Genomic DNA, 17993 nt, shown 5'->3' with positions numbered 1-17993 from the left:
AAGATGAGATTTGTTAATAACTAATTTCCTTTTTTATTAACAATTACATTCATTTCTTCAGAAATGAACTTTCCATCACCGGCAATGCCCTCCACAAAGAACTTTAATCTTTCATTTCCAGTATCCAATATTTTGAACTCAATGGTCCCCATTTCATCTACCTTTAAGTTTGGCTTCCAATCAATGACCCCGTATTTCTTGAAAAAATCGTTTTTGTAGGAGGTGTATTTTGGGGTGTAGAAACGCTTATTTTTTCTGAAGGTCAATGGAAAATCGACAGTCTGTGCCACGGGTTTACTTTTCATACCCTCAAACTGCTTAAGTGGATCTGTGAAGACACGGATTATACCATCTCCTCGCCCGAGTTTATCAATAACAATATAATCCACTGTTCTCATATCAAAACTTAAGAATAAGTCAAAATTTGGTAGTAAATGTCCATCTAAATATACTATTGGTTCTCCATATGGTGGCCTACTATTTCCAACAATTAACCTCGTTCCCGTTTTTCTAACAGTATAACCTTTGTAGCTTAAATACGTATCAAAATTGATATATTTAGAGCGTTCCGTATTATCGAAAATATCAACAATACCCATAACAAACTTTCTAGTAAGCTTTTCCATCCGCTGCTCTTTCTTTCTTGCGGTAATGACCACCTCGTTTAGCACCTCAGTATCATTAAAGGCATCTAATAGTATGGGCTGGTCCTCGTTGCCTCCAAATTTGATATCCTCGCGTATTGGATATGATGTGATATAATTATCCAGACTTGGAATGCTCGTCGGGCTAAAGCTGTAGGAGAGGCTGGGCTTTCGCACCTTGTCGTTCTTGGCCACCACCCCGACGCTCAATTGCTCTTCCTCAAACGGGAGCAAGTCCTTTAAGGTAAACACTCTGTTCAGCTGTTGCGCATCGACCAACACCGTGCCACTATTCTCCATAGGATAAACCATATATTGCCTAGCATTCGGGTCCGTACCTTTCGCAGTCACCGTAATCCCCTTCTCAAATTCAAAGCGCATCTGCGGCGGGCTGTTAAATATACTGGTCCAATCGAAGCTGCTCCAGCCCTGGGTGAGCAGGAGCATGTCAAGCTCAAAGCGCTTCCTTGCGTCGACCTCCCTGAAGTAATAGTCCGCACGTTCTACAAAGCCCCTTACGTAGGGCTGGAGGTAGAGCTTCGATACGATGCTATGGTTCGGCTCGTAGCTCCCAGTACCCTCTGGAAGAACCGAAACGCTGATATTAAGGGAACTGTCAATTGATCTTATTGCTTCAGTGTAGAAACGCACGTTGATGGAGTCTTTGTCCCTAGTTATCTTAGGGGCATTTAGCCCAACCGTACCAATCCCCTCGTGCTTGAAAAAGAGACGTTCCAACAATGGCTCTTGCTTCTCGTTAAAAACGGTAAACACATTCATGCCAGAAAACAGGTCTGCATAGTTAAACAGCATAGTGACCTCTTGGCCCGCGGAGAAATCAAAGTTTATAGCACGTATGCTATCGCCATTATGGAAACTGAGCCTATATGTGTTTCCCTTTATCCTCTCCATGGTACGCTGGTTGGTCCTCAAGCTGAGCGCAACGCGGCTTCCCAAATCGGTTAGCTGAAGGTTGATGCCCTCCATTTCGGCAGGTCCCAGCGAAAAAGTATTATTATCGCCTTTGCCAAATTTCACTTGATAGGCGTTACCAAGCTTCGGAATCAAAAGAAATTTTGAGATCCCAAATCTATTGGTCGTGAAAGAGCCTACTTCACTGCCTACCTCATCGTATACCCTACCCTCAAGGTCCGGTACGCCCCTGCCAGTATTATCCTTGACCACAACCCCTACGATGTTCTCAATTCCATAGATGAGGTGCCCACCCTCGGGAAGGAACTGCGCGTCCAGTCTGTAGGCCTCAACTTTACGTTCACCGAGGGTTCCGCCATCATCGGTGTTGATAACCTTCACATTCTGAATGTAAAAGTTCTGCTCCTTAAAATTCTTCATCCAGTTGGTATAGGCCTTAAAGAGATAGTTGCCTGTGGCCAGTGTGCTGTCGATGTCAATCGAACCTACCGCAACGCCGCGCTCGCAAAGCAGAAGACCGGACTTGACCGTATTGCCGTTTTGGTCGTCAAGGGCGTAATAAACGTTGGTTGTGTTGGTTGAGGCGCGCTTGGTCTCCCTATTCATTACATAGACCTGGAAACCAAGGGTCTCACCACGAATCAGCTTGCTCTTGTTGAGGTGAGCGTAAGAAATCTCGCGGGGGAGCTCGCTGTAAGTTTCGAAAGCTTCTATAAGCTTGTCTTTTGGCTGCTGAGAGATTGCGTATACTGGATGAAGTAATAGGAGAATAGGAAAATACAATTTGGATAAAATACTTTTCATAAAGACGTTTACAGGTTTATTCTTTTAATTTCTTATATAAAGTTACCAGCACTATTGTAGGCTTCCCCTTTTTAGGACACCTTAAAGTTCGATAAATAATTATTATTTAAGTCAGATTTGATGAAGAATTTAAATTCTTCATCAAATCTGGGCATATATTCTTTAGGGGATTTATTTCCCAAAGATTTATGTGGATGGTTAAAATTATAGTCTTCCCTCCAGTTATCACTTACCTTTTGTAATTGATAGGTATCATTGAAGTAATAGGCATCTAGTATATCTTCTCTAAAGAAACGATTAAAGCGTTCTATATATCCATTTTGCATAGGCTTTCCAGGTTGTGTATACTTGATTTCTATAAAGTTCTTTTTACACCAGTTCATAAAAGTCTTAGATATAAATTCCGGTCCATTATCACACCTCACATACTTAGGTGTTCCTATTTCCTCTTTTAAGTATTCAAGGGTTTCTACAACAGCTCTTGCTGGGTAGGATAGTCCTGCTTGAATAGCTAAGGCTTCGCGATTACAGTCGTCTATAACATTAAATACTCTGAGCTTTCTTCCGTCAGTAAGAGCATCACTCATAAAATCCATGCTCCAACACTCATTGAGTACATTAGGTGCTTCTAAAGGTTGTTTTACACGTTTAATTAAACGTTTTTTATGTTTGCGTCTTAAACTGAGTTTCATCTCACGATATACGCGCAAGACACGTTTCCTGTTCCACTTTAAGCCTTCACGACGGATTTTGTGATAATATTCATCAAAACCTCTAGTGGGATAAGATTCTGCAAGTTCTGTGAGCTTGTCAATCACTTCACTGTCATCTTTCTTGCTCTGATAGTACCACATTGACCTACTTAACCCTACAACCTTACAGGCACGTAAAATAGGTACGGTGAACTCTTTAACAAGGTATTTGACACGAACTCGCTTGTCGGATGGCTTTAGAACTTTTTTGACAAGATATCTTTAAGCATTTTATTGTCTAAACTCACATCAGCATACATCTGTTTAAGCTTGTTATTCTCTGTTTCAAGCTCTTTTAGACGCTTAAGCTCTTGCTGTTCCATACCACCGTACTTCTTACGCCAGTAGTAAAATGTGCTCTTGTCTATACCCAGTTCCCTAGATATTTCACCTACGGATCTTCCTTGTTGATTCTCTTTTAAAGCCTTTATAATCTGGCTCTCGCTAAATTTGCTGCTTCTCATGGTGACAGTTTGAATTTAAAGTTAGTAAATTCGAATTATTAACTGTCCTATTTTTGGGGAAGCCTACAGCCGGACTTTTAATTTTTAAAACTATTTCTCTTTCTAAATCAGAGGTTTTTTTCATTTCTACTTTGTTTGGGTTCCAATCTCCCAAGTTTTGTTGATTGCCTGCTATATAAACTTTGTCGTTTTTGTTTTTTACTTTTAGTCTTATTGTAACTTCATATTTTTCCTTGCTCAATTCACTTTCTTGTTTTTTCTGAATAGTATTAAAGTAATGTTTTAAAGCACTTTTCAAACTCGGTGGAAATGTATTCCAATGATTGTAATTTGGAAAACTATCAATTTTAACTGTTAAGTTATCTTTTTTTAAGGAATCTCTAAAAAATGAATAAACCTTTTCTCTTGCAGGTTTCCATTCTTGCCAATAGTCAACACCTTCATTAGCGTTACTCAAATATATGAAGGTTGATTTACCAATTTTTGAGTAGTCAAAATCAATAATTTCTTTCCTTAGCATTTCATCTTCATAAGCAAAGTTTGGTGAAATAGCAATATAACTACTATACAAATTAGGTTTACTAAACATTGAGCGTATAATAAAAGAAGCACTTAAAGAATGTCCTATTGCGATATTGTTATTTAGTGTTCGATAATTTTTATCTACATATTTTTTAACTTCATCAGATACGAATTCTGAAAAATAATCAAAATTACCAGAATATTTTCCATATCGATTTTTCGATTCGTTACTGCTCAAAACAGGTAGTAAGTCATTATTTCTTGCATAGTCAAGTTTCTCATTGTAAGGCGAGGTTACTCCAATAACTATGAATGATGAATTACTGTTGTCAGTTAAAAATGAAATTATAGAAGTTGTATAGTCAAAAAGCTCACGATTTTGGCTGTCAAAAACATACATTACATTGAAATATTCGTTCGTTCTCCAATCATAGTCAATCGGCGTATAAACCAAAATTTCTCTTTCTTGATTCATTATTTGAGATTGAATTTTTATATTTTCAACTCTGGCAATTGATTGGGGAGTTGTTATTTCCCAAATAAAGATGAGAAATAAAGATGTTATTATTTTAAATTTCATTTATTGTCAGTTTGGTTTACAATCACACACAACTTAGGGATAAGGATACTGTTATCTATATATCCATTTGTCAATCACTAATCTAAGGGATTTTTTATTGTTTTAAAAGTATTTGTAGCTACATGAGTGTAATTTCTGTAGTTTTTCAGGATTGGTGTCCTAGTAGCCCCTGTATTTGTCTAATGTCAACTCCAGCCTCTAAGAGATGCGTAGCAAAACTATACCGAAGCATATGAGGAGTTACTGTTATTTTGATATTTGCTTTATACGCTGCTGTCTTTACCACTTTAACTACAGATTGACCGCTGTATTTTCCTCTTTTCTGTCCCTCAAACACATACTCCTTAGGTTTCCATGATTTATAATAGCTTCACATGTCGGTTGTATTGCTTCCAAATCATATAAAGAATTTATATAAAAAAAAGCTGATTGCAATAATCAGCTTTAATTTGGTGTCTGATTTCTCAAACTTAGGATGTAACATAATAGATAATATCTTTCTATGCTATGACACAAAAATAATCCTAAATTCAAGTGAAGTCAATACCTGCTATTAGGTATATTTTCAAAATAAAGTATTAAAAAAGCTCCGTAGTATTTACGGAGCTTTCTGTTTGAATTTATAAAAAACCTATTATTTAAGCTTTTTCTTCACTTCCACCTCTTGGTAAGCTTCTAAGATATCTCCCTCTTGTATGTCGTTATAGTTTTTCAACTGCATACCACAATCGTAACCTTTAGACACTTCCTTCACATCGTCTTTAAAACGTTTTAGCGAAGTAAGAGTGCCAGTATGAATTACAATACCATCACGAATTAATCTTATTCCAGAGTTTCTGTAAATTTTTCCTGTTAAGACCATACAACCAGCGATAGTTCCAATTTTAGAAATCTTGAAGGTTTCTCTGATTTCAGCTGTACCTGTGATTTCTTCTTTCAGTTCTGGTGAAAGCATGCCTTCCATCGCATCTTTAATGTCATTAATGGCATCGTAGATAATAGAATACATTCTGATATCTATTTCTTCATTATCTGCAAGGGTTCTTGCATTTCCTGCAGGCCTCACGTTAAATCCGATAATAACTGCTTCTGAAGCAGAGGCCAGAAGAACATCACTTTCTGTGATTGCTCCAACACCTCTGTGTATAATGTTGACTTGAATTTCTTCCGTAGAAAGTTTTTGTAAACTGTCTGTCAATGCTTCTACAGAACCATCCACATCTGCTTTCAAAATAATATTTAATTCTTTAAAGTCTCCAAGTGCAATACGTCTTCCAATTTCGTCCAGAGTGATGTGTTTCTGAGTTCTAACACTTTGCTCTCTCTGTAATTGGTTACGTTTGGAAGCAATATCCTTAGCTTCTCTTTCATCTTGCATCACTTGGAAAGTATCACCAGCCTGTGGCGCACCGTCCAGTCCAAGTATAGAGACAGGAGTAGAAGGACCTGCTTCTTTTACTTTGTTGCCACGTTCATCTTGCATGGCTTTTATCTTACCACTAGTAGTTCCTGCAAGAACATAATCCCCAATTTTTAAAGTACCTGTTTGTACTAAAATTGTAGAAACATATCCTCTACCTTTATCAAGGTAAGCTTCTACTACACTACCTTTAGCTAATCTATCAGGATTTGCTTTTAGGTCCAACAATTCAGCTTCAAGCAATACTTTTTCTAACAGTTCTGGAATACCAGTACCTTGTTTAGCAGATATTTCTTGCGATTGAACCTTTCCTCCCCAATCTTCAACAAGAAGGTTCATGTTGGCTAAAGATTCTTTGACTCTATCTACGTTTGCTGTAGGTAAATCTACTTTGTTAATCGCAAAAACGATAGGAACTCCTGCTGCTTGAGCATGAGAAATCGCTTCTTTGGTTTGAGGCATAACATCATCATCTGCTGCGATAACGATAATAGCAATATCAGTAACTTGTGCACCTCTGGCTCTCATCGCGGTAAACGCTTCGTGACCAGGTGTATCCAGGAATGAAATGGTTTCTCCAGTTTGAATTTTTACACTGTAAGCACCAATGTGCTGCGTAATTCCACCAGATTCCCCTGCGATGACGTTTTCTTCTCTAATATAATCCAGTAAAGACGTTTTACCGTGGTCAACGTGTCCCATAACGGTCACAATAGGAGCTCTTGGTCTTAGATCTTCAGGGTTTTCTTCAATAATTTGTGTTGTATCCTCTACTTCAGCACTCACAAACTCAACATCAAAACCAAATTCTTCTGCTACCACACTTAAGGTTTCTGCATCCAGACGTTGATTCATCGTTACCATCATGCCAAGGGACATACAGGCAGATATAATTTTAGTCACAGGCACATCCATCATAGTGGCAATTTCGTTGACACTTACAAATTCTGTTACCTTAAGGACTTTGCTTTCTTTTTCTTGTTGATCGAGATCGTCCTGAGAACGCTGTTTGTGCTGGTCTCTTTTGTCTCGTCTATATTTCGCGCCTTTTTTACCAGAAGATCTTCCTTGAAGTTTCTCTAGCGTTTCTCTTACTTGCTTTTGAACTTCTTCTGGAGTTGGTTCTTCTTTTGGAGCTGCTTTGGCACCTCTCCTTGAAGAAGGTTTTGCTCCGCCTTTCTTGAAATTTGGTTTATTAGTTCCTGGTGAAGTATTTGTTTTGGAAATACGCTTACGCTTTCTGCGTTTGGAAGCGGCTTCTTTTTCCTTTTCTTTCTCTTTTTCCTTTTTGGTTGGTGTTTTTTTGAACTGATTTAAATCAATTTTTTCACCTGTAAAGTTTGGTCCAGATAGTTTGGTGTATTGTGTCGTGTGTTTGACATCTTCAGGAGACTTTTCTTCTTCCTCTGCTTGTTTAGCCTGAGGCTTTTCCTCCACCTTTTTAGGGTCTTCTTTTGAAGAAGGTGTAGCTGGTTTTGAAGACTTTTCAGGTTGCTCAGATGCTTTTTTGCTTGCGGATTTCTTTTTGTTTGCATCTTCAAGCTCAATTTTTCCTACTTGCTTTAAGCCAGAAATTTTGGACTTAGACCTAATAGTTTCTTCTTTTTCCTCAGCAGCTTTTTTAGATTCTTCGGCTTTAGCTTTTTCTTGATCTTCCTTTTCTTTTGCTTTCGCAGCAGCTTCTGCCTTCTTCTTGTTTTCTTCTGATTCTCGCTCTCTTCTGGCTTCCTCTTCTTTTTTCTTTTCAAGTTCCTGCTCCCTTGCAAGACGCAACTCCTCCTTTTCCTTTTTGCGTTCTTCACTCACTTCTTTAGAAGCTACTTTTTTGCTTTTATCAGTTTCAAATTTGTCTGATAAAACCTCGTAAACTTCAGAAGATATCTTCGTAGTAGGTCTTGCTTCAATCTCGTAACCTTGAGTATTTAAATATTCCACAGCTCGATCTAGTGAAATATTAAATTCTCTCAGTACTTTATTTAATCTTGTTTGTTTTGATTCAGCCATAAATTGCCTCTAATATTACCTCTTATATATTGTTACAAAGATGAGTTTAAATAATCTATTCTTCAAACTCTTCTTTTAAAATTTTGATCACGTTCATAACGGTTTCTTCTTCCAAATCCGTTCTTCTCACGAGATCGCTTACATCTAATTCTAAGATACTTTTGGCAGTATCCAAACCTATTCTACTAAATTCTTTGATGACCCAGTTTTCGATTTCATCTGTAAATTCAGTCAATTCTACATCTTCTTCTTCAATACCATCTCTGAAGACTTCAATGTTATAACCTGTTAATTGTCCTGCAAGTCTAATGTTGTGTCCTCCACGACCAATAGCTTTAGACACTTCTTCTGGTTTTAAAGTGACTTCAGCATATTTTTTCTCTTCATCTAATTTGATGTTAACAATCTTTGCCGGACTTAGGGCGCGTTGAATGTACAGCTGTGGATTGTTGGTGTAATTGATCACATCTATGTTCTCATTACCCAATTCTCTCACGATGCCGTGAATTCTGGAACCTTTCATCCCTACACAAGCACCAACAGGATCTATCCTGTCATCATAGGTATCTACGGCAACCTTAGCCTTTTCACCAGGAATTCTCACAGCATTTTTAACGGTAATCAAACCATCAAATACTTCAGGGATTTCTTGTTCAAATAATTTTTCCAAAAACATTGGAGAAGTTCTGGATAGAATAATCATAGGTTTATTGCCCTTTAATTCTACCTTCTCAATAACTCCTCTCACACTGTCTCCTTTTCTGTAGAAATCAGCGGGGATTTGATGTTCTTTAGGAATGATAAGCTCGTTACCGTCATCGTCCAGAAGAATCACTACATTGTGTCTTACGTGATGAACTTCTGCAGTATAAATCTCGCCGATTAAATCTTGAAAATACTTAAAGGTATTTGTACTGTCGTGTTCGTGAATCTTAGAAATCAAGTTCTGTCTCAAAGCTAAAATAGCTCTTCGCCCCAATTGAAAGAGCTTTACTTCTTCAGATACATCCTCTCCAACCTCAAAGTCAGGTTCAATTTTTCTGGCATCAGTTAAAGAAATTTCAGCATTATCATCTTCTACTTCTCCGTCATTTACTACAATTCTATTTCTCCAGATTTCTAAATCTCCTTTATCTGGATTGATGATGATATCAAAGTTATCATCCTGTCCAAATTTCTTCTTCAAAGCATTTCTGAAAACATCTTCCAGAATAGCCATTAATGTTACTCGATCAATTAATTTATCGTCTTTAAATTCAGAAAACGAGTTGATCAAATCGATATTTTCCATAATATCTTTATTTGTTAAAATTTATTATAACTTGAGCTTTCACAATATCTTCGAAAGCTATTTTTGCTTCTTTATTCACTTTATGTTTGCCTTTTCCTACTGGTTTTGGCTCTTTTGCAGTCCATTTGAGGTAAATTTTATCATCCTCAACACTTATCAGGTCTGCTTCAATGGTTTGATTCTTGGTTTCTACAGCTAATTTTCTACCCACATTTTTTTGATATTGTCTCGGGTAAAGTAGTGGTTCTGTTGCTCCGCAGGAAGCTACTTCTAGTGAAAAATCTTCAATCTCTCGATCCAGATTATGTTCAATAGCTCTGCTTATGTTTACACAATCTGAAATCGATAAATCTCTGTCTCCATCAATAATTACTTTGATGTTATTTCCTCCAGAAATTTGTAAATCAATTAGAAATAGACTTTCATCCTCCTGAAGACCTTGGTTCACTAAGGCCATTATTTGCTCTTTTTCTAAAGCCATTCTATACTTATAAAAAGAGGGGACTAAATTTGTCCCCTCATATTCAAAACTTTGCAAATGTAATAATAATTTATCAGTTAAAAAAGAGGCTGTTTTTTTATAATTTAAAGTATTTTAGTATACTCCTTAACCTTATGTCATGAAAAGAATTCTTGTTCCTACAGATTTTTCTCAACAGGCCAATAATGCGCTAAAAGTTGCTGCTCAAATCGCTAAAAAATACGATAGTGAAATCTTTTTACTTCACTTGCTAGAGTTGCCATTGCAACTCATTGATCCTGTAAATGAAGGAGTAGGGGGAGATCTTCCGGAATCTATGTTTTTTATGAAACTCGCTCATAAAAAGTTTACTGAGACTTTCGATAAGATGAGTTACTATCTGGATGGAATCAACGTACACGAAACAGTAGAGTTTGATGAAGCATTTGACGGGATCATGTCCATTGCTAAAAAATACGATTGCGATCTTGTAGTGATGGGTTCAAACGGGTCTGATGGTTTGCAAGAGATATTTATTGGGTCCAACACCGAAAAAGTCGTCCGATTCTCAAAAATACCCGTACTGGTTATTAAAGAAGAAGTGCCCATTTTTAAAATAGATAGATTTGTTTTTGTTTCAAATCTGACATTATCCAATAGAAAAGCATTTAAAGCTGCCTTGGATTTTTCAAGACTTCTAGATGTTGACCTGCAACTTGTCTATATTAATACGCCGCATAAATTTAAGACAACTGCTCAGCTGGATTTGATGTTTAATGATTTTACCAAATCTATCTCTTTTCAACCCTCTCAGTTTCATATTTATAATGACGTCACTGTAGAACGCGGTATACGCAATTTTGCTTCCAAAATGGACGCTGATTTAATAGGAATTGGAACTCACGGGAGAAAAGGGATTTCCCATTTTATGAGTGGAAGCCTTGCAGAAGATCTGGTCAATCACATTAAAAAACCCATAGTTACTTTTAAAATATAACAATCATAATAAGGCTTTTTTGAGTCCTTCCAGGTGGAAGGTCCATACATAGTTCCAAAAGGATTTTGTTTGATCCCTCTCAACTTCTTTTAATTTATAGCTATCATCAACATCTCTGTTTCTTATAAACACATTGCTTAATAAGCTAGCAAAATTGTTTTTCCCGCCATCTTTTTTGAGCACATTCAATTTTAGTTTTTTATACGCAATTTTAAAATCTCCGTTCATATGTGTATCATTTCCAGAAAAGCTAGTTTCTATTTTATTGATTTTGCCATCTAACTCCATCCGCATAGCTGGGGCAAAAAAATTATTCACAGATTTGTCTTCTACTTCTTGTAAAAGCGTAGAGAGGTAAAAGGTTTCGTGATCTGGCACAAAGCTTAAGTTGAAGTAAATTTCAGAATCCTTGGAAAATTTAGCCCTTAATTTGGCCTCTATATCAGGATTTTCAACTTTTAAGCCGTTATGGAAATTTGTTATTTGACCTCTTATCGCATTAAATTTTAACTGGCCTGGTTCTCTTTCTTTATCCAATAACTCTTCATACGTAAGGTTCATTTCAGTAATAATAAAAGAATCGATGGCGAGTTGGAATTTTAGATTTCTTAAAGCTTCGCTATACAAAGGTTTGATACTATTATCAGGCTTTATAGTTTTATCTCTGTAAATGTTAAATCTTGTTGAATCGATCTCAATTTTCTGAACTAAAATATTGAATAAACTGTCTTTCTTTTTGAGTCCAAATCCAGAAACCTTTAAAGTTTTGGCACTTAAATCCATCAAATCTGTTTGTTTTTGAATTTGATCGACGTAATTGGTTTTAGTAAATTTTGGTTTTAAATAAAACCCTTTAAGGGTTAATGAATTTTCCTCAAATACGAACTGCTCAGATCGCAAATCATGTAATTTGTCTAAATTATAGCTAATAGATTGAGCCTTTACTTTTATGGACTCGTTTTCTAACCATTTGAATTCCTCGTCCAATGGCCAAGAAATATCTTCAGCACTCAGATCTAAACGAGACACTTTCAAAATAGTTTGATCCTCTTCGTCAATACGGACTCGAGCCTCTTTGAGATTCACACTATTAATGCTTACAATATCAATTTTACTTTCCTTTTTCTTTTCTTTTTTTCGGCCTTTTACGATTACTAATTTAATATCAAAACCACTAGCATCAATGCTTTGAACAATAACCTCTTTATTGATAAGGTAGTGAATGATGTCTACGTTTAAGTTGATGTCTTCAATTTTTATTTGTTTGGTATCCTCATCAAAAGAGACATCACTTAAGCTCATACTTCCGGCAAAAGCATTTACACTGAGGTTTGAATAAGTGAGAGCTGATTCTTCAGCAAGTAAACTTTTTATTTTTTTGGAGACAAAATAATTGGTGGTGATAAACCCAATGATTATTAAAATAATAACAACTATGGCGTATCGGAAATAAGTCTTCATTTTTGATAGATTGAGTAATTGAAATTACGCAAAATAACTTTAACCTGTCATTGTTTTACAATTTTCTGGAGTCGTGTAAAAAGAGAAAAGGAACTTCTGGTCGTAACAGGGATTCTGGAGAGGTGCTAAATAATTCCTTGAAGATACTCAGGTTTTTTGCCATGACCATGACAAGGTCAAACCTATTGATATAGGCGACTTTCAAAGTTGATTGGATCTCTTTCACGCTTTTAAATTCTAATGAATTAATCACTTTTGAAATCAAATCTTTAGAATGCCTTTTATTAGGTCCCAATGTCTTGTGTAGACCAGTAGGAATCAATGAGAGGTGGGTCTGGTTGACAAATGATAAGGAGGTCAGTATATTAAATATACTGTAGTCTGACGTAATTGAAAAATCTGTTGGCAAAAGTGCAGTTTGAGGTAAACTCAAATGTGCCTGTTCCGGCACCAGGACTACAGAACATTTTACTTTGGTAATAATTTCTAAAGTTTTCTTATCAAAAAATAATCCAGTGTTGAAAACTTGTTTAGTCGAATTACCAAGCATAATTAAATCTATGCGCTCATCAATAATGACAGAGCGAATACTTTCTATAAAGGATCCTTCAATAAATTTTGTCGTAATGCTATTGACGCAACCTTTTTGCCTAAGAAGGTCCTGGTCTCTCTTAAGCTTTTGGCTAAAAATAATATCGCATTTTCCACCACAATCGCCTTTGTGGCAAGGTGACTTGATGTGTAGAATAGTAAAGCTGGCTTCTTGATTTTTGAACAGCATAGCTGCGTAATCCAACATGTGGGTGGATGATGAAGAAAAATCCGAAAGCAATACTACATTCATAGACGTAAGATTCTATGAGTGCAAATGTATAGGGTCAATAAAATTCAAAATATGACAAAAGTCAGATTAGCTTTTATTGAATAGCATTTTTTAATATTCAAACAATTTGCTCCAAAGCTTCAAAGTCATTTATTTTTATGTTGCGGCCTTCCACATCAATAATTCCCTCTTTTTTGAAGGTAGAAAGTGTGCGAATGAGGCTTTCTGAAGCAATACCAGCGACAGCAGCAAGGTCTGCTCTGGAAATTCGGATTTGACTGAGTTTGTTTTTTTTCAAACGTTCGGAGAATAGTAAAATGCTTTGAGCAGTTTTTCTTCTTACCGAGCTGTATGCCATATCCATCAGTTGGGATTTGGTTTCGCTTAAATGATCACCTAGCTGGTCAATGAATTCAAACATTACCTGGGGGTGTTCATTAAATAACTGCTTTACTTTGTCTATAGAAATTTCAAAAACGGAAGTGTCTTCCAAAGCCGATGCAAACTCTGAAACATGAGATGGCTTCGTAAAGCTCAAATTGCCAAAAATATCATTTACTTTTTGAATTGATGTAATGAGTTCTTTTCCGTTTTCATCAAGTTTAAAGGTTTTTACAACTCCTTTTTGAATCAAGTAGATTGAATTTGAGATATGTCCGCTTTCAAAAATCGAATCACCGGCTTCATATGTTTTTAGCTTTTCCTTTTTGAAAAACTCTTTTAGTGCTTCAAAAGAATGTATGCTTGAATTTGAAGATTGCTGACTCTGATTTGAGCTGAGAATGTCTGCTTTAGCTAGTCTGCTTTCGATAGCATCTACCAATTCCTCCTCTTCAAATGGTTTGGTAAGGTAATCATCAGCGCCTAGATTCATGCCCCTTCTTACATCTTTATGGTCTGTTTTAGCTGACAGAAAAATGAAAGGGATGTGTCTCAAAACTTCATTTTTAGATAGGTTTTCCAGGACCTCATATCCATCCATTTCTGGCATCATGATGTCACAAACCACAACATCAGGTCGAAAAACAGGTGCTTTTTCTATGCCAATCCTTCCGTTGGAGGCAGTCTCTACCTCATAATTTGATAATTCAAGCAGTTCTGCCGTATTTTCTCTTACGGTTTTATCGTCTTCGATTAAAAGAATTTTTTTACTCATGGACTTTAGGTATTTCTATGTAAAATGTAGTACCGACACCTTCTTTAGACTCAAAACATATAGAACCATTCAAATTTTCCAGATGAACCTTAGCTATGTTCAATCCTATGCCTGTTCCTTGATTATTTAATGCATTTTCTGCTCTAAAATAACGTTCAAAAATATGCTTTTGATCATTCTTTGGAATTCCCATTCCTTCATCCCTTATTTTGAATTTTATCATATTAGGGCCAGAACAGTCAACTTCAAAATGAATTGTGGTATCTTCTGAAGAATACTTGATAGCGTTGCTTAACAAATTGAATAAAACCAATTCCAGAACGTGTTTGTCTTGCTTAAGGCTTTTGTCTTCAAGGTTTTGTGGGTAGATGATTTCCTGCCCATCTTTCAATGTGACATTGGCATTGTAAATAACTTCATTGACTAAGGTTATCAAACTGAATTCTTCAAATTTGTAAGTGACTTTTCCAGATTCCAGACGCTCTATAGAAAGAAAATCATTTAAAATACCAGTGAGGTAATGTACTTTATTTTTGATGGTATTAAGGTGCTTTTCTCGCTTATCTTGCTGTTCTGTTTGAGTGTATTTTTTGGCCAGGGTAGACGAGGTTAGAATTCCACTTAATGGTGTTTTGAACTCATGTGAAACCAATGATAAGAATTTTGTTTTTAGTTCATTGAGTTCTATTTCTTTTTGAAGCGCTTGTTTTGTTTTCGCTTCAGCTTGTTTTCTTTTTTGAATTTCACTCTCCAGCTTAGAATTGAGATGTTGCAATTCCTGAATGGTAAATTTTAATTCTTCTGTACGCTGCTCGATCTTACGTTCCAGATTTTTGTTTAATTCTTCAATTTCGTGTTTTTGAGTCTGCCTTTCTGTAATGTCGCTTATCAATGACATCACATAGCGTTTGCCTTCAAATTGAAACGGATTAAGCCCAGCTTCAACTGGAAAAATGTCTCCATTTTTTTTTAGCCCATAGAGATCTCGTCCATGGCCCATCTGCCGTTTTTCAGATTTTTCTATGAACTTATCCACATGTTTATGATGGTTTGGCCTGTAATTTTTAGGGATAAGAATATCCAGATGCTTTCCTAAAAGTTCTTCTTTGGTATAGCCAAACATAGTTTCTGTTGCAGAATTGACTTCTACGACATGTTGTGTGTCGTCTACTACAATAATTCCCTCAGATATTCCTTCAAATAGAAGGCTGAAGATTTCAGAATTTTTTTGAAAATCGGTTTGGATCAAGAGAAATTAGTTTTATTAAAATCTGTAACCTACATTGAGTCCAGCTCTAAGTACGAAATCAAAATTTCGCTCAGAATTGAATTCGTTAAATAAATTTCTTCCGCCACCAAGGAAAGCTTCTAAAACAACTCCTCCTTTAGATACCAGTTTGTAGCCACCACTCAGTCCTAGTGCAAGGTCAGTAACATCATCATCAACTCTTCCGCTACCGTCAGCATTGGGAACTCTGTCCTCTACATCATTCAAATTGGCGAAGACCTCTCCAAAAAATCCATCAGCATGGTTTTCTCCAAAGTAAAATCTATAATATCCGGTAAGGTTGTAATTGATGTTCCACTCCACATAATCATCGAAAGGAATCATCAAGTTCACTCCAACTCCAGATTCTTCGCTGATGAGGTATTCGTAAGTGACATCAAAATTCCCTAAGATAAGGTAACCCAAATTGATTTTGGGTTCGTGAAACTCGGTGTATGAGAATGATGATTCCTCAGTTTGAGCAAACATATTTAGAGAGAATAAAAGAATAGTAACAATAAATAATTTTTTCATGGCTTTTGGTTTTTAGGCAAATATAAGGCTTCAACCTAAGTTTGGAAACCATAGGTTAGATTGAATTGCGTATTTTTGTTGAAATTTAAATCAATTCATATCGAAACTAAAACACATAAGGCAGGGTTTGTTAATATTATAGGTAATCCAAACGTAGGAAAATCTACCTTGATGAATGCCTTTGTTGGTGAAAAACTATCTATTATCACAAATAAAGCTCAAACAACACGACATAGAATCTTAGGTATTGTAAGTGGCGATGACTTCCAGATGGTCTTTAGCGATACGCCTGGAATCCTGAAGCCTGCTTATGAACTGCAGAATTCCATGATGGATTTTGTGAAGTCTGCCTTCCAGGATGCAGACGTTCTTCTTTATTTGGTTGAGCTGGGAGAGAAGGCTTTGCAGGATGAAGCTTTTTTTAAAAAACTACAACATGCGGAGATGCCGGTTCTTTTATTGCTAAATAAAATTGACAAAGGTAATGAAGAATTGCTTTTAGAACAGCAGAAGCACTGGAAAGAACAGCTACCAAATGCTGAAATTTTTGCAATTTCTGCTTTAGAAAATTTTGGTGTACGAGAAGTTTTTAATCGAATTTTAGAACTTCTTCCTGAATCTCCAGCGTTTTATCCAAAAGACCAGCTCACGGACAAGCCTGAACGCTTTTTTGTCAATGAAAAGATCAGAGAAAAAATCCTGATGCATTATAAAAAAGAAATTCCTTATAGTGTAGAAGTGGAGACTGAAAGCTTTGAGGAATCAGATTCGATTATTCACATCAGAAGTGTTATCATGGTGGAGCGTGAATCTCAAAAAGCTATTATCCTGGGTCATAAAGGTTCTGCCATCAAACGTGTAGGAACAGAAGCTAGGAAGGATCTCGAAAAGTTTTTTGATAAAAAAATACACCTGGAAACTTACGTAAAGGTGAATAAGAACTGGCGGAATGATGACCGGCAGTTAAAGCGCTTTGGGTACAATCAAAACTAGCGGATAATTTCTGATAACGCCTTGAGTAGCAGCTTCGATTGTGGTGTTGCTTTTTGCCGGTTTTGTCGAGCAAATATGTAAAGACCTATCCAGGCTAAAGCAATTAAAGACATCAAAATATAGACGATACTATTGGAATTGTCTAAGGTAATGTTGGTGTAAAACCATACTAGTAAACCAGTAAAAGACAGTCCGAGAAAAAAATGAACGAACATAAACATCGTCCATAGATTAGGGTCCGGACCAAAAGTACAATGTAAAATACATAGATTTTCTTTTTGTTCTACCTCTATGTGTAAACGAGGTGAATAGTAATGTCTTTCAGCTTCGGGAGTAGATAACCAAACGTGCTCGTCTAGATGTTTAACCTCAATATTTTCAAAAGTTTTCTCTTTTTTATGCTCGAAGAATTGATCGATAATTTCTTTGTTTTCAACTTCAACCTTAAAGCTTGGTTTGAGCTGAAGTTGATCATTTAATTCTTCAATTTTTATTAATTGAGCCATAACTAGTTTAAAAGTCAAAAAGTAAACAAAATTTTCAAATTGAATTTATACGCCTTCAAAAGTTGTGTAATATTATTGACATTTGTAAATTCTGAGTGCTATTTGATTGACTTTCAATTTTTAACTAAGCCTTAGAGTGTAAAAAAGACCTTACTGTTTTGAGAAACCTGTGAGGTTTCAAAAACCTCACAGGTTTAGGATTTTCAAAGCGTTGGAGTCGCTTATGATGATCGAGGAAGTAGAATAGAACTCAAACTCCACGCCGACTTCAGTTTTGTCGTATAACCCAGGATGCTGCATCACGTTATCTAGATGATAAAGCTGGATATCTTTTACGATTAAGTCAACGTGCACAAAATCAGAAGAAAAAAGGGGGAAAATA

The 17993-nt window shown here is 36.2% G+C and carries 15 protein-coding genes and 1 pseudogene; 2 read left to right on the top strand and 14 right to left on the bottom strand.

What is annotated here, in order from left to right:
* Positions 1-20: 20 nt before the first annotated feature.
* The 8 genes and pseudogenes from LB454_RS05100 to rimP all read right to left on the bottom strand — a co-directional run bounded on the left by LB454_RS05100 (position 21) and on the right by rimP (position 9895).
* Positions 21-2381 (bottom strand): hypothetical protein, encoded by a 2361-nt coding sequence (locus LB454_RS05100; protein ID WP_224463541.1) that lies wholly within the window; start codon positions 2379-2381, stop codon positions 21-23.
* A 71-nt stretch (positions 2382-2452) separates the two neighbouring features.
* Positions 2453-3283: pseudogene (locus LB454_RS05095) on the bottom strand (IS3 family transposase); the annotation flags it as partial.
* Between the two features lie 47 nt (positions 3284-3330).
* Positions 3331-3597, bottom strand: coding sequence for a transposase (locus LB454_RS05090; RefSeq protein ID WP_224463540.1), 267 nt, complete (start codon positions 3595-3597; stop codon positions 3331-3333).
* The gene (locus tag LB454_RS05085; protein ID WP_224463539.1) at positions 3578-4699 is read right to left on the bottom strand and encodes an alpha/beta hydrolase-fold protein; all 1122 of its coding nucleotides are present in this window, start codon (positions 4697-4699) and stop codon (positions 3578-3580) included. Before LB454_RS05085 ends, LB454_RS05090 begins: the two co-directional genes overlap by 20 nt.
* A 145-nt stretch (positions 4700-4844) precedes the next feature.
* Positions 4845-5036 carry a tyrosine-type recombinase/integrase gene (locus tag LB454_RS14200; protein ID WP_407692582.1) on the bottom strand — a complete coding sequence of 64 codons (192 nt, stop codon included), beginning with the start codon at positions 5034-5036 and terminating at the stop codon, positions 4845-4847.
* Positions 5037-5333: 297 nt separating this feature from the next.
* Positions 5334-8123: a translation initiation factor IF-2 gene (infB, locus tag LB454_RS05075; RefSeq protein ID WP_224463538.1), complete on the bottom strand. Its 2790-nt coding sequence runs from the start codon at positions 8121-8123 to the stop codon at positions 5334-5336.
* Positions 8124-8178: 55 nt separating this feature from the next.
* On the bottom strand, positions 8179-9414 hold the full coding sequence (gene nusA / locus LB454_RS05070; protein WP_224463537.1) for a transcription termination factor NusA: 1236 nt from the start codon (positions 9412-9414) through the stop codon (positions 8179-8181).
* A gap of 7 nt (positions 9415-9421) precedes the next feature.
* Positions 9422-9895: a ribosome assembly cofactor RimP gene (gene rimP, locus LB454_RS05065; protein ID WP_224463536.1), complete on the bottom strand. Its 474-nt coding sequence runs from the start codon at positions 9893-9895 to the stop codon at positions 9422-9424.
* A gap of 139 nt (positions 9896-10034) precedes the next feature.
* Here rimP and LB454_RS05060 point away from each other — a divergent pair, with 139 nt between their 5' ends.
* Entirely contained in the window at positions 10035-10871 is an 837-nt protein-coding gene (locus LB454_RS05060) for a universal stress protein (protein WP_224463535.1), read from the top strand.
* Positions 10872-10874: 3 nt separating this feature from the next.
* Here the strand turns inward: LB454_RS05060 and LB454_RS05055 are convergent, their stop codons facing one another.
* From LB454_RS05055 to LB454_RS05035, 5 genes are all read right to left on the bottom strand, one after another.
* Positions 10875-12332 (bottom strand): hypothetical protein, encoded by a 1458-nt coding sequence (locus LB454_RS05055; protein WP_224463534.1) that lies wholly within the window; start codon positions 12330-12332, stop codon positions 10875-10877.
* A 55-nt stretch (positions 12333-12387) separates the two neighbouring features.
* Positions 12388-13176 carry a universal stress protein gene (locus LB454_RS05050; protein ID WP_224463533.1) on the bottom strand — a complete coding sequence of 263 codons (789 nt, stop codon included), beginning with the start codon at positions 13174-13176 and terminating at the stop codon, positions 12388-12390.
* A 97-nt stretch (positions 13177-13273) separates the two neighbouring features.
* Positions 13274-14311 (bottom strand): response regulator, encoded by a 1038-nt coding sequence (locus tag LB454_RS05045; RefSeq protein WP_224463532.1) that lies wholly within the window; start codon positions 14309-14311, stop codon positions 13274-13276.
* On the bottom strand, positions 14304-15560 hold the full coding sequence (locus LB454_RS05040) for a PAS domain-containing sensor histidine kinase (RefSeq protein WP_224463531.1): 1257 nt from the start codon (positions 15558-15560) through the stop codon (positions 14304-14306). The genes LB454_RS05045 and LB454_RS05040 overlap by 8 nt, the downstream gene beginning before the upstream one ends.
* A 15-nt stretch (positions 15561-15575) precedes the next feature.
* Positions 15576-16112 carry a hypothetical protein gene (locus LB454_RS05035; protein ID WP_224463530.1) on the bottom strand — a complete coding sequence of 179 codons (537 nt, stop codon included), beginning with the start codon at positions 16110-16112 and terminating at the stop codon, positions 15576-15578.
* 78 nt (positions 16113-16190) lie between these two features.
* On the opposite strand from LB454_RS05035, the gene era reads away from it, so the two are divergent.
* Entirely contained in the window at positions 16191-17105 is a 915-nt protein-coding gene (gene era / locus LB454_RS05030; RefSeq protein ID WP_224463529.1) for a GTPase Era, read from the top strand.
* On the opposite strand, the gene LB454_RS05025 is transcribed toward era, so the two are convergent.
* Positions 17102-17611, bottom strand: a complete 510-nt coding sequence (locus LB454_RS05025; protein ID WP_224463528.1) for a hypothetical protein — start codon at positions 17609-17611, stop codon at positions 17102-17104. The two genes, era and LB454_RS05025, sit on opposite strands and share 4 nt — an antisense overlap.
* Between the last annotated feature and the right edge of the window lie 382 nt (positions 17612-17993).

The organism is Psychroflexus montanilacus, from assembly GCF_020164535.1.
Taxonomy (GTDB): Bacteria; Bacteroidota; Bacteroidia; order Flavobacteriales; family Flavobacteriaceae; genus Psychroflexus; species Psychroflexus montanilacus.
Note: the sequence above shows the minus strand (reverse complement) of the source record. Positions and strands in the feature narration are given on the sequence as shown.